The sequence below is a fragment of the Paracoccus sp. (in: a-proteobacteria) genome (assembly GCF_046289755.1).
Classification (GTDB): domain Bacteria; phylum Pseudomonadota; class Alphaproteobacteria; order Rhodobacterales; family Rhodobacteraceae; genus Paracoccus.
Map to the genome: position 1 here is coordinate 1 of NZ_JBKBVD010000009.1, position 11,767 is coordinate 11,767.

11 protein-coding genes are annotated in these 11,767 nt (G+C 65.1%); 8 read left to right on the forward strand and 3 right to left on the reverse strand.

The window, feature by feature from the left end:
* A partial coding sequence (locus ACK41U_RS04940; protein WP_409676846.1) for a Re/Si-specific NAD(P)(+) transhydrogenase subunit alpha occupies window positions 1-1,027 on the reverse strand: 1,027 nt, incomplete at its 3' end.
* Window positions 1,028-1,237: 210 nt separating this feature from the next.
* Window positions 1,238-2,266, reverse strand: coding sequence for a LacI family DNA-binding transcriptional regulator (locus ACK41U_RS04945; protein WP_409676848.1), 1,029 nt, complete (start codon window positions 2,264-2,266; stop codon window positions 1,238-1,240).
* Between the two features lie 127 nt (window positions 2,267-2,393).
* Here ACK41U_RS04945 and ACK41U_RS04950 point away from each other — a divergent pair, with 127 nt between their 5' ends.
* From ACK41U_RS04950 to xylA, 8 genes are all read left to right on the forward strand, one after another.
* The gene (locus ACK41U_RS04950) at window positions 2,394-3,425 is read left to right on the forward strand and encodes a Gfo/Idh/MocA family protein (RefSeq protein WP_409676850.1); all 1,032 of its coding nucleotides are present in this window, start codon (window positions 2,394-2,396) and stop codon (window positions 3,423-3,425) included.
* Between the two features lie 11 nt (window positions 3,426-3,436).
* Window positions 3,437-4,369 carry a sugar phosphate isomerase/epimerase family protein gene (locus tag ACK41U_RS04955; protein WP_409676852.1) on the forward strand — a complete coding sequence of 311 codons (933 nt, stop codon included), beginning with the start codon at window positions 3,437-3,439 and terminating at the stop codon, window positions 4,367-4,369.
* Between the two features lie 50 nt (window positions 4,370-4,419).
* Entirely contained in the window at window positions 4,420-5,631 is a 1,212-nt protein-coding gene (locus tag ACK41U_RS04960) for an ABC transporter substrate-binding protein (RefSeq protein WP_409676854.1), read from the forward strand.
* 69 nt (window positions 5,632-5,700) lie between these two features.
* The gene (locus tag ACK41U_RS04965; RefSeq protein ID WP_409676856.1) at window positions 5,701-6,603 is read left to right on the forward strand and encodes a carbohydrate ABC transporter permease; all 903 of its coding nucleotides are present in this window, start codon (window positions 5,701-5,703) and stop codon (window positions 6,601-6,603) included.
* 4 nt (window positions 6,604-6,607) lie between these two features.
* A complete protein-coding gene (locus ACK41U_RS04970) occupies window positions 6,608-7,423 on the forward strand; it encodes a carbohydrate ABC transporter permease (RefSeq protein WP_409676858.1) in 816 nt (271 codons plus the stop codon).
* Window positions 7,420-8,493 carry an ABC transporter ATP-binding protein gene (locus tag ACK41U_RS04975; protein ID WP_409676860.1) on the forward strand — a complete coding sequence of 358 codons (1,074 nt, stop codon included), beginning with the start codon at window positions 7,420-7,422 and terminating at the stop codon, window positions 8,491-8,493. The genes ACK41U_RS04970 and ACK41U_RS04975 overlap by 4 nt, the downstream gene beginning before the upstream one ends.
* Before the next feature lie 10 nt (window positions 8,494-8,503).
* Entirely contained in the window at window positions 8,504-9,631 is a 1,128-nt protein-coding gene (locus ACK41U_RS04980) for a Gfo/Idh/MocA family protein (protein WP_409676862.1), read from the forward strand.
* Window positions 9,628-10,929: a xylose isomerase gene (gene xylA, locus ACK41U_RS04985; RefSeq protein WP_409676864.1), complete on the forward strand. Its 1,302-nt coding sequence runs from the start codon at window positions 9,628-9,630 to the stop codon at window positions 10,927-10,929. The genes ACK41U_RS04980 and xylA overlap by 4 nt, the downstream gene beginning before the upstream one ends.
* Window positions 10,930-10,983: 54 nt before the next feature.
* On the opposite strand, the gene ACK41U_RS04990 is transcribed toward xylA, so the two are convergent.
* A complete protein-coding gene (locus ACK41U_RS04990; protein ID WP_409676866.1) occupies window positions 10,984-11,766 on the reverse strand; it encodes an SDR family oxidoreductase in 783 nt (260 codons plus the stop codon).
* Window position 11,767 lies beyond the last annotated feature (1 nt).

Below are 11,767 nucleotides of genomic sequence, written 5' to 3' on the forward strand. Positions count from 1 at the left end.
GATCGGCGATGAAATGGCGGATATTGTTGCCGTACAGCTCGGATGACTGCGCCGCCATGCGCGAGGGGAAATCGGTGTAACCCACGATGATCACACCGTTTTCGGTCACGATGCGTTCGTCGGCGACGGTCAGGTCGCAATTGCCGCCCTTTTCGGCGGCCAGATCAATGATGACCGATCCGGGCTTCATCATCGCCACCATATCGGCGGTCCACAGCTTGGGCGCATCGCGGCCCGGGATCAGCGCCGTGGTGATCACGATGTCCATCTGGGGCGCCAGCTCGCGGAACCGGGCCAGCTGTTTTTCCCGGAATTCGGGGGATGAGGGCGCCGCATAGCCGCCAGTCGCCGCGCCATCCTGTGCCGGTCCGTCGAAGTCCAGATAGACGAATTCCGCGCCCATCGATTCGATCTGCTCGGCCACTTCGGGGCGCACGTCGAAGGCATTGACCTGCGCGCCAAGCGACACGGCGGCCCCGATCGCGGCCAGCCCGGCCACGCCCGCGCCCACGACCAGCACCCGCGCGGGCGGCACCTTGCCCGCCGCCGTCACCTGCCCGGTGAAAAAGCGCCCGAAATTGTTGGCCGCCTCGATCACCGCGCGATAGCCCGCGATATTGGCCATGGACGACAGCGCGTCCATCTTCTGCGCGCGGCTGATGCGCGGCACCATGTCCATGGCGATGGCGGTGACGCCCTGTTCGCGGGCCAGCGCCAGCAATTCCGCATTCTGCGCCGGATAAAAGAACGAGATCACCGTCTGACCGCTGCGCATCTGGCGCATCTCGGCCTCGGTCGGCTGGCGGACCTTGGCGAGGGTGTCGGCCTGCGCGATCAGCTGCGCCGCGCTGGCCACAACCTCGACGCCCGCCGCAAGGTAGGTCTCATCCGAGAACCCCGCCCGCGCGCCTGCGCCCGTCTCGACCAGCACCTCATGCCCCAGCTTGCGCAGGTGCCCCGCAGAGGAAGGCGTGATCGAAACCCGAGCCTCCCCCTCAAAACCCTCTCTCAATGCGCCAATCTTCATGGCATTCTCCCCCGAAGCTGGCTGCCGGACAGATCGCGACAGCAACTGTAAACATGTATGGTAGTATGCCTGATCGGACAAAAAGGCAAGCCACCAGGGGCGATCGCCACAGCAGATGTCCGGCGCCGGATAAACCGCATGTCCGGCCCCCTGAGCGGCGAGCAAGGGGGGCCGCATGGCATCGGCTGATGCTGGCGGCAGGCGCCCCCGTCAGCCGCCGCCATTTGCGCGGGGCGGGGCGACGCTGTCGGTCAGCACCGGTTCCGCGGGCCAGACCAGCGCGGCATTGGGTCGTTCACCCCGGATGACACGCAGGGTCTCGTCCGCCAGCCGCCGCCCCAGCCCCTCGACATCAATCGGGCAGGCCGAGACCGGCGGGTCCAGAAACCGCATTTGCTGGGACTGCCGGAGGGCAATGATGGACAGGTCCGGGCCGGGCACAAGGCCGGCATCGCGCAGCGCGCTATAGGCGCCAAACGCCATCATCTCGTAATGCAGCACAAGCGCGGTTGCGCGGTCCGGATGGTGCAGATGCTCGCGGACCAGCTTGTTGCCGCCGTATTCCGTGCTTTCCGCCGCGATCACCAGCTCGGGGTCATGGACCAGTCCCAGATTGTCACAGAGCGTGCGATAGGCGCGGGTCAGCAGCAGGCCGATGTTGGAATCGCTTTTCGGTATGCTGATGGCGATGCGACGGTGGCCAAGGGCTGCCAGCGCGCGCATCGATTCCCGAAGAAACCCGTCGAAATCCAGATCGACCCAAGCATAATCGCCCGGCACCTGCGAGCGTCCGAAGGCCAGAAACGGCATTCGGCTGTCCTGAAGCATCGTGATGCGCGGATCATGGGCGCGGGTGGCGGTCACGACAATGGCGTCTGTCGTGCCCCGGGCGATGGTGCGCCTGAGGAATTCGACCGGATCGCTGCCGGAGTTCACGGGCAATACGATCAGATCGTGATCGGCCGTGGCCAGACGCTCCTGCATCTTGTCGATGATGCGGATAAAGAAATTGTCGCCGCCGCGCACATCGGCCTGACCCGTCTCCATCAGCAGCGCCACGGTCTGAGTCGAGCCGCGACGCAGCGACCGCCCCGAGGCATTGGCGCGATAGCCCAGCTTCAGCGCCGCATCGAGGACCCGCTCGCGGGTCTGCGGGTTCACGTCGGGCTTGCCGTTCAGCGCGCGGGACACGGTTCCGATGGATAATCCAAGATGTTGTGCGAGGCCCTTGATATTCACCCGTCGAAATCTCCGTAAACGTTTCCATTAAACAATTGACACAAGCTGGCACGCGGCGCTATGGTTCGTAAACGTTTACGGAAACCAGACGTGCCGGGGAGGGTGCGCTCTGGTCAGGGGGAAATCCATGCAGACTGCCGTTATGGTGGGGTGCGGGGCCATGTCCGAAGGCTGGCTGCGCGCAATCGACCAGATCAATGCCACACAGCCGCAGGTCGCGCTGTTGGGCTTTGTCGATCTGGATGCGGGGCTGGCCCGGTCGCGGGCCGACACTGCGGGATATGGCGCGGCCCTTGCCGGGTCGGATCTGGCCGCAATGCTGGCCGAGCTGAGGCCGGATATCGTCTTTGACATCGTCGTGCCTGCTGCGCGCAGTCAGGTCGTGACCACCGCCTTTGCCGCCGGTTGCGATGTGCTGTCAGAAAAGCCGCTTGGGAACTCGATGGCCGAGGCGCGGGCGTTGGCCGAGGCGCGCGACAGGGCGGGGCGGCTGCACGGGGTCGTGCAGAACCGTCGCCATCTGCCGGGCATCCGCCGCGCCAGGGCGTTTCTGCACAGCGGCGCCATAGGTCCGGTGTCCGAGGTGCATTGCGATTTCTTCATCGCGCCGCATTTCGGCGGCTTCCGCGAGGAAATGGAGCATGTTCTGCTGCATGACATGGCCATCCATACCTTTGACGCCGCGCGTTATGTCGCCGGGATCGAGCCGCGCCGCGTGGTCTGTCTGGAAAGCAATCCGGCACATTCCTGGTACGCACATGGTGCCAATGCGGCGGCGCTGTTCGATTGCGGCGGTGGCGTGACGATGAGCTATCGCGGATCCTGGTGCGCCGAGGGGCTGCCCACCGCATGGGAGGCGCAATGGCGCATCGTGGGCGCGCGCGGCACGCTGCTGTGGGACGGAAACGAGGGGTTCCGCGCGGAAATCGTCGCCGGTGAGGGGGGCTTTCTGCGCCCGCATGAAACGATCGAGGTGCCGCCGCTGGACACGCCTCTGGCCGCCGAGGGTCATGCCGGGGTGATCGCTGATTTTCTGGAGGCGCGGGCCAGTGGCCGCGCACCGCTGACCGATGCCCATGACAATATCCACAGCCTCGCCATGACCTTTGCTGCCATCAAAAGCGCCGAACGCGGCTGCTTTGTCGACATTTCCATCTGAAAGGGGACGCCATGAGCAATCCTGCAACAGCCATCCGCATCGGCACGATGGTCGCCGCCTCGGGCGGGCAGGCCGCTGCCCGCATCGGTGAGATCGCCGCTATGGGCTTTGAAAGTTTCGAGCCGTTCTTCTGGCAGACCACCAACGGGCAGGATCTGGCCGAGTTGGGAAAGCGCTGCGTCGAGGCGATCGGGGATCGCGACATCACCATCTCGACGCTTGGCATGTTCGGCAACCCGCTGGAAACCGACCCGCTGGACCGCGACACGCTGCAGGGATGGAAGGACTGTATCGACAATGCGCATCATTTCGGCGCGACCTGCGTGGCGGGCTTTACCGGCCGCGTGCGGGGCAAGCCGATCGAGGACAGCCTGCCGCGCTATCGGCAGGTCTGGTCGGAGCTGGCGAAACGCGCCGCCGACAAGGGCGTGAAGCTGGCCTTTGAAAACTGCGCGATGGACGGCAACTGGCAGAGCGGCGACTGGAACATCGCCCACAACCCCGACGCGTGGGAGCTGATCTTCAACGAGACGCCCGACGACAATATCGGACTGGAATGGGAGCCGTGTCATCAGATGGTCTATCTGATCGACCCGCTGCCGCAGATCCGCAAATGGGCGCACAGGATATTTCACGTTCACGGCAAGGACGCGACCATCCGCCATGACGTGATCCGCGAACACGGCATTTTCGGCAAGCTGCCGCATGTGTTCATGCGCACGCCGGGCTTTGGCGACACGAACTGGACCGATGTCATCTCGGAATTGCGGCTGGCGGGCTATGAGGGTGCGATCGACATCGAGGGCTGGCACGATCCGGTCTATCGCGATGCGCTGGAAATGACCGGGCAGATGCACGCGCTGCGCTATCTGAAAACCTGTCGCGGCGGCAGTTTCGTGCCGGGCGAGGGCGCCTATGAAGGTGGCGATCCGTCGCTTTTGTAATGCGGGTCAGCATCTCACCAATATGTTACAACGCCTTGGGAGGGACCATGATGGACAAGAAACTGACGGGAATACTGCTTGCCGCAGGGGGGGTGGTGCTTGCCGCCACGGCCTCTGCCCAGCAGACGGAACTGGATCTGTGGACCATAGATCGTCCGGGCGAATATCACTATGTGATGGCCGACGAATACATGGCCGCCAATCCCGATGTAAAGATCAACGTCCGCACCGTGCAGTTTCAGGACATGGTCAATGATCTGGCCCGCGCGGTGGCCACCGGCAATGCGCCCGACATCACCTATGTCGACAACCCGGAAATCGCGCTGTTCGCCTCGCGCGGGCTGCTGCTGGACCTGACGCCCCATATCGAGGCGTCCGGCATCGTGAATGCCGAGGACATCTTTCCCGGCCCGCGCGCCTCGGTGACATGGGAGGACGGCATCTACGGCCTGCCGCGCGGCGCCAACACGATTGCGCTGTATTACAACGCCGACATGTTCCGCACAGCCGGGCTGGACCCCGACCGCCCGCCCACGACATGGGACGAGCTGTATGAGGCGGCAAAGACCCTGACCCGACCCGCTGACAACATCTATGGTCTGGCCTTCTCGGCCATCGGCACCGAAGAGGGGACGTTCCAGTTCCTGCCGTGGCTGCAGATGTCAGGCGGCGATTTCGACAACGTCAACACGTCCGGCGCGGTCGAGGCCCTGACCCTGTGGAAGCGCTTCATCGACGAGGGGCTGGCCTCGCGCGACACGCTGGTCCGCGGGCAGTGGGACAGCACCGGCACCTTCAACAACGGCTCGGCCGCCATGTCCATTTCCGGGCCGTGGGAATTGCCGCGCATGACCTCCGAGGTTGATTTCGAGATCCGCGCCGCCATGCTGCCGATGCCGGCCGAAGGCGGCCAGCGCGTCTCGGCTTTGGGTGAGGGCGACAATGTGATCCTTGCCAGCACCGATCAGCCCGACGCGGCCTTTGGCTTTGTCGAATACATGTATTCCCAGATGCCCCGTGTCTGGAACGAGTTCGGCTTTCTTCCGGCCTCGGCGGTCGAGGTGACCGATCCGAACTATCCCGACATCTATGCCGTGTTCGAGGAAAGCATGCAGTTTGCACGCAACCGTGGCCCCAGCCCGCAATGGCCGCAGATCTCACAGGCGATCCAGTCTGCGATCCAGTCGGCGCTGACCGGGCAATCCAGCCCACAGGAGGCGCTGGCACAGGCGCAGACGCAGATCGACCGCCATCTGAACTGATCCTGCCCGAGACCATCTCTGGCGGGCTGTCAGGCCCGCCGCATCCCCTCCTGATTGGACGACTGCCCGATGCTCAAGTTCACCAAGACGTTCCGCGATGGGGTAGGGTTTGACACCGTACTGGTCGTGCTGGCCCTTGGATACCTCGTTGTCTTTTCGGCCTTTCCGCTGACCTACAACCTGATCATGTCGTTTCAGAGCGTGGACCTGTTCACGCTGACCTCGTTCGACCGGCCGTTTGTCGGGCTGGACAACTACCGCGAGGTTCTGTCGCGTCCCGAGGCGGGGCCGATCTTCTGGAACACGGTCAGGTTCGTGGGCATCTCGGTGGTGGCGCAGCTGGTGCTGGGCTTTGGGCTGGCGCTGTTCTTTCAGCTTGATTTTCCGCTGAACAACTGGCTGCGGGGCCTTTTTCTGGCGGGGTGGATCATGCCGGCGCTGGTGGTGGGTGCGGTCTGGGGCTGGCTGCTGGCGGGCGATTTCGGCGTCTTCAACCATATCCTGCGCCAGCTTGGCCTGATCGAGGGGCGCCTCTTCTGGCTGTCCGACCCGGATGTGGCGCTGTATTCCGTGATCCTTGCCAATATCTGGCTGGGCGTGCCCTTCAACATGATCCTGCTGTCGGTCGGGCTGGCGGGCATTCCGGGCGATGTCTATGAGGCGGCCGAGATGGACGGCGCGACCCGCATCCAGCGCTTTTTCACCATCACCCTGCCGATGATGCGGGCGCAGCTGGGGGCGGTCATCTCGCTGGGTGTCATCTTTACGCTGCAGCAGTTCGACCTGTTCGCCGCGCTGACCCAGGGCGGTCCGGCCAATTCCTCCAACGTGCTGCAATACTGGTCATGGCAGCTGGCCTTTCAGAATTACGAGATCGGGCTGGGCTCGGTCATTTCGGTGCTGATGATCGGCTTCGTGATCGGGGTCGCGGCCATCTATGTGCGCTCGACCCGCTATGAACAGGAAAGCTGAGATCATGTCCCGCAAGTACGGACTTCTGGCGATCGCCGTCGTGATCCTGTCGATCTACCTTTTCCCGCTGTACTGGATGTATGTCACGGCGCTGAAATCGGGGACCGAGATCTTTGCGAACCCGCCGACCTTCTGGCCGCGTGACCTGAACCTGCAGGTCGCCGATGTCTGGATGCGGATGCGTATGGACGTCTATCTGCGCAACTCGCTGCTGATCGCGGGGGGTGTGACGTTCATCGTCGCGGTGTTGGGCACCGGCTGCGCCTATGTGCTGGCGCGCATCCGCAACCGCTGGATGGACGCGGTGCTGTTTGCCGTGCTGATGATGCAGGTGCTGCCCTCGTCGCTGATGATCACGCCGATCTTCGTGGCCTTCAACCAGATGGGGCTGCTGGAATATCCGCGCCTGTCGGTGGTGCTGGCGCAGGCCGCCAAGGTCATGCCGCTGTATATCGTGCTGGTGCGCGCCACGTTCCTGCAGGTCCCGCGCGAGCTGGAAGAGGCGGCGCTGGTCGATGGCAACAGCCGTCTTGGCGCCTTCCTGACCATCAATGTGCCGCTGGCGCGCAATGGCGTGCTGGTGACCTCGGTGCTGATCTTCCTGCAGTCCTTCGGGGAATACGTCTATTCCCGGTCGCTGATCGCCGACCGGGCGCTGCAGCCGGCCACGGTGGGGCTGCAATCCTTCATGGGGCCGAACAGTTCGGACTGGGCGGGCGTGATGACCTATTCGGCCATCTACGTCACCCCCATCCTTATCGTCTTTGTCCTGCTGCAACGCCAGATCGTCAGCGGCCTGACCTCAGGAGCCTTGAAATGAACCTTCAGATCACGCTGGACCGGATCAACAAGTATTACGGCGCCTATCACGCGCTGCGCGACGTGACGCTGGAGATTCCCGAGGGGCAGTTTGTGGCGCTGGTCGGGCCTTCGGGCTGCGGCAAGTCGACCCTTTTGCGCACCATTGCGGGGCTGGAGGGGATCACCAACGGCCAGATCCATATCGCAGGCCGCGACGTGACCGACCTTGCCCCGCGCGAGCGTGACCTTGCAATGGTGTTTCAGTCCTACGCGCTTTATCCGCATATGACGGTGCGGCGGAACCTGACCTATTCGCTGCGCCTGAAGCGCCGGGACCGGGCCGGGATGGACAAGGCCGTCGAAGAGATCGCCCGCATCACCGGTCTGGACGGGCTGCTGGACCGCTATCCCCGCGAACTGTCGGGCGGTCAGCGCCAGCGCGTCGCCATGGGCCGGGCGATTATCCGCGATCCCAAGGCGTTCCTGTTCGACGAACCGTTGTCGAACCTGGATGCGGCCCTGCGCGTCCATATGCGCGCCGAGATCCGCAAGCTGCACAATCGCCTCGGCGCCACCTCGGTCTATGTCACCCATGATCAGATCGAGGCGATGACGATGGCCGATCATGTCGTCGTGCTGCGTGCGGGCCGGATCGAACAGCAGGGCGCGCCGCTGGAACTGTATGACCGCCCCGCCAACCGCTTTGTCGCGGGCTTCATCGGCAGCCCGGCGATGAATTTCGTGAATGGCACCATCGAGGCCGATGGCCGGACGGTGCGGCTTGACCTGCCCGGCGCGCCTGTGCTGTCCTTTGCCGGGTGCCGCCCTGCGGGCGAGGCGGTCACGGTTGGTCTGCGCCCGGAACATCTGGAATTAGGGGCGGGTCGCGACATCAACCGGCTGGACCTGCCGGTGGGCATGATCGAGCGGACGGGGGCGGCGTCCTATGTGGTCACGCAGACCGATCCGGACCTGATGATCGCCGCCCCGATGCGCGTCTCTGATGCAAGCCGCATCGTCGTGACCATCGCGCCCGAAAACCTGCATCTTTTCGCGCGCGAGGGCGAGGGGCTGCGCCTGCATACCTGAGGAGGACATCATGCAAAGGCTGAAACTGGGAATGGTCGGCGGCGGGCAGGGGGCCTTTATCGGCGCCGTCCACCGCATCGCCTCGCGCATTGACGGGCAGTGGGATCTGGTTGCGGGCGCGCTGTCGTCGGATGAGGACCGGGCGGCGGCCTCGGCGGCCGAACTGGGCATCGCGCCGGACCGCAGCTATGGCGATTACCGGCAGATGGCACAGGCCGAGGCCGCGCGGGCGGATGGCATCGACGCGGTGGCGATCGTGACGCCGAACCATCTGCATGCCGGTCCCGCCGTGGCCTTTCTGGAGGCGGGGATCCATGTCATCTGCGACAAGCCGCTGGCCGCGACCGCCGATCAGGCGCAGGCCATCGCCCGCGCCGCCCGCGCCAGCCGCGCGCGGTTCTTTCTGACCCATAACTACACCGCCTATCCCCTGATCCGGCAGGCGCGCGAGATGGTGGCGGCGGGTGCGCTTGGCCGCATCCGGGTGGTGCAGGTCGAATATGTGCAGGACTGGCTGACCGAACCGGCCGCGAACAAGCAGGCCGACTGGCGCACCGATCCGGCCCGTTCGGGTGCCGGGGGCTGCATCGGCGATATCGGCACCCATGCCTATCATCTGGCGGGCTATGTCTCGGGTCTTGGCGCCACATCGGTCGCCGCCGATCTGGACGCCTTTGTCGACGGGCGGCGGGTGGACGACAATGTCCATGTCATGCTGCGCTTTGACGGCGGCGCCAAGGGAATGCTGTGGGCCTCGCAGGTGGCGGTGGGCCGCGAAAACGCCCTGCGCCTGCGGCTTTATGGCGACAAGGGCGGGCTGGAATGGGATCAGGAAGAGCCCAACCGGATGCGCTTTACCGCCTTCGGCCAGCCGACGCAGATCCTGACGCGGGCGGGCCATGGCGCTGCGGGCGCGGGCCTGCGCAACCTGCGCACGCCCGCAGGCCATCCCGAGGGCTATCTGGAAGCCTTCGCCACTCTCTATACCGAGGCCGCGCATCTGATCCGGGGCGATGACGCCGCCGCCCATATGCCGGGCCTGTCGGACGGGCTGGCGGGCATGGCGTTCATCGCCGCCTGCATCCAATCCTCGCAAAACGACGCCCGCTGGGTGTCCCTGACCGGACCTGCAACATGAGCTTTTTCAAAGACATTCCCGCCCTGCGCTATGAGGGGCCCGACAGCACCAGTGAATTCGCCTATCGCCATTATGACCCCGATGAGGTGGTCATGGGCAAGCGGCTGGAGGATCATCTGCGCTTTGCTGTCGCCTGGTGGCACAGTTTCGCATGGGAGGGGGGCGACCCGTTCGGCGGCCAGACCTTCCAGCGCCCGTGGTATCCGCAGGACGATATGGCCCGCGCCAAGCAAAAGGCCGATGAGGCGTTTGCGATGTTCGACATTCTCGGCGCGCCGTTCTTTTGCTGGCATGACGCCGATCTGCGCCCCGATCAGGGCAGCTTCGCGGCCAATCTGGCGACGCTGGACGAGATGACCGACCATATCCTTGGCCTGATGGAGGGGCGCCGCACCCGCTGTCTGTGGGGCACCGCCAATATGTTCAGCCATCGCCGCTGGATGTCGGGCGCCTCGACCAATCCCGACCCGGATGTGTTCGCCTTTGCCGCCGCCACGGTGAAATCCTGCATGGATGCCAGCCACCGCATGGGGGCCGAGAATTACGTCCTGTGGGGCGGGCGCGAGGGGTATGAGACGCTGCTGAACACCGATCTGGCGCTGGAACAGGACCATATGGGCCGATTCCTGTCGATGGTCGTCGAGTACAAGCACAAGATCGGCTTCAAGGGCGCCATTCTGGTCGAGCCCAAGCCGCAGGAGCCGTCCAAGCACCAGTATGATTATGACGCCGCGACCTGCATCGGCTTTCTGCGCAAATACGGGCTGGAGCGCGAGGTCAAGCTGAACCTCGAACAGGGCCATGCGATCCTTGCGGGCCATTCGTTCGAGCATGAACTGGCAGTCGCCGCCGCAGAAGGCATGCTGGGTTCGATCGACATGAACCGCAATGACTATCAGTCGGGCTGGGACACCGATCAGTTCCCCAACAACGTGCCGGAAATCGCGCTGGCCTATTACGAGGTGCTGAAAGCGGGCGGCTTTACGACCGGCGGCACCAATTTCGACAGCAAGGTGCGGCGGCAGTCGCTGGATGCCGCGGATCTGATTCTGGGGCATGCGGGCGCGATGGACGCCTGTGCGCGCGGCCTCAAGGCGGCGGCGGCGATGCTGGAGGATGGCGGGCTGGAGGACGCCCGCCGCGCCCGCTATGCCGGGTGGGACACGCCCGGCGGGCAGGCCATGCTGGACACCGATCTGGCCAGCCTTGCGCAGCGGGTGCTGGACGAGGGGATCAACCCGGCGCCCCGCTCGGGCCGTCAGGAACGGCTGGAGAACTGGATCAACCGCTTTGTCTGAGGGCTGATCCGGTGGCGGGATGGGGCGGGCGGCAGCACCCGCCCCGAGGCCACATCAGGCGTGCTGCCGCACGCTGAGGCCGCCATCGACGGTCAGACAGGTCGCGGTCATGAACGGGCATTCGTCCGAGATCATGAACACCGCCGCGCGCGCGATTTCCCGGGGCGTGGCGATCCGGCCCTGCGGATGCAGCGCCATCGTCCGGGCGCGCGCCGCCGCCGGATCTGGATCGGCGTCCCACCAGTCGATGACCTTCTGCGTGGCGACATAGCCCGGCGCCAGCGCATTCACCCGCACGCCTGCCCCCGCATATTCCAGCGCCAGCGACCGGGTCAGCCCCAGCAGCGCGTGTTTCACCACCGGATAGGGAAAGGTCTGCGGAATGATCGTGAAGGCATGGGTCGAGGCGATGTTGAGGATCACCCCGTGCCCCCGCGCGATCATCCCCGGCAGCACCGCGCGTGCACAGGCCCATGCCCCGTCCAGATTGATGGCGAAGGCCCGGCGCCATTCGGCGTCCGAGGTGTCCAGCGGCCTGTGAAAGACATTCACGCCCGCGTTGTTGATCAGCCCGTCCAGCGGGCGGCCCGCCGCCTCTGCCGCCCCGGCAAAGACCTGCGCCACCCGGTCTGCATCGGCAATATCCGCCTGCGCCTGATGGACCTGCCCGCCGGGCGCGGCCTGCAGACCGGCGACCGAAGCGGCCAGCAGATCGGGGTCGAGGTCAATCAGAAACAGGTCTGCCCCCTCGGACCGCATATCTGCCGCGATGGCCTGCCCGATCCCCTGCGCCGCGCCCGTGACCGCGATATACCTGCCCGCCAGCCGTCCGCTCATC

What these genes read in the sequence shown, in the direction of transcription:
- ACK41U_RS04950 (WP_409676850.1), top strand. Translation starts at nt 2,394, where the DNA reads ATGCAGACTGCCGTTATGGTGGGGTGCGGGGCCATGTCCGAAGGCTGG.
- ACK41U_RS04955 (WP_409676852.1), top strand. Translation starts at nt 3,437, where the DNA reads ATGAGCAATCCTGCAACAGCCATCCGCATCGGCACGATGGTCGCCGCC.
- ACK41U_RS04960 (WP_409676854.1), top strand. Translation starts at nt 4,420, where the DNA reads ATGGACAAGAAACTGACGGGAATACTGCTTGCCGCAGGGGGGGTGGTG.
- ACK41U_RS04965 (WP_409676856.1), top strand. Translation starts at nt 5,701, where the DNA reads ATGCTCAAGTTCACCAAGACGTTCCGCGATGGGGTAGGGTTTGACACC.
- ACK41U_RS04970 (WP_409676858.1), top strand. Translation starts at nt 6,608, where the DNA reads ATGTCCCGCAAGTACGGACTTCTGGCGATCGCCGTCGTGATCCTGTCG.
- ACK41U_RS04975 (WP_409676860.1), top strand. Translation starts at nt 7,420, where the DNA reads ATGAACCTTCAGATCACGCTGGACCGGATCAACAAGTATTACGGCGCC.
- ACK41U_RS04980 (WP_409676862.1), top strand. Translation starts at nt 8,504, where the DNA reads ATGCAAAGGCTGAAACTGGGAATGGTCGGCGGCGGGCAGGGGGCCTTT.
- xylA (WP_409676864.1), top strand. Translation starts at nt 9,628, where the DNA reads ATGAGCTTTTTCAAAGACATTCCCGCCCTGCGCTATGAGGGGCCCGAC.
- ACK41U_RS04990 (WP_409676866.1), bottom strand. Translation starts at nt 11,766, where the DNA reads ATGAGCGGACGGCTGGCGGGCAGGTATATCGCGGTCACGGGCGCGGCG.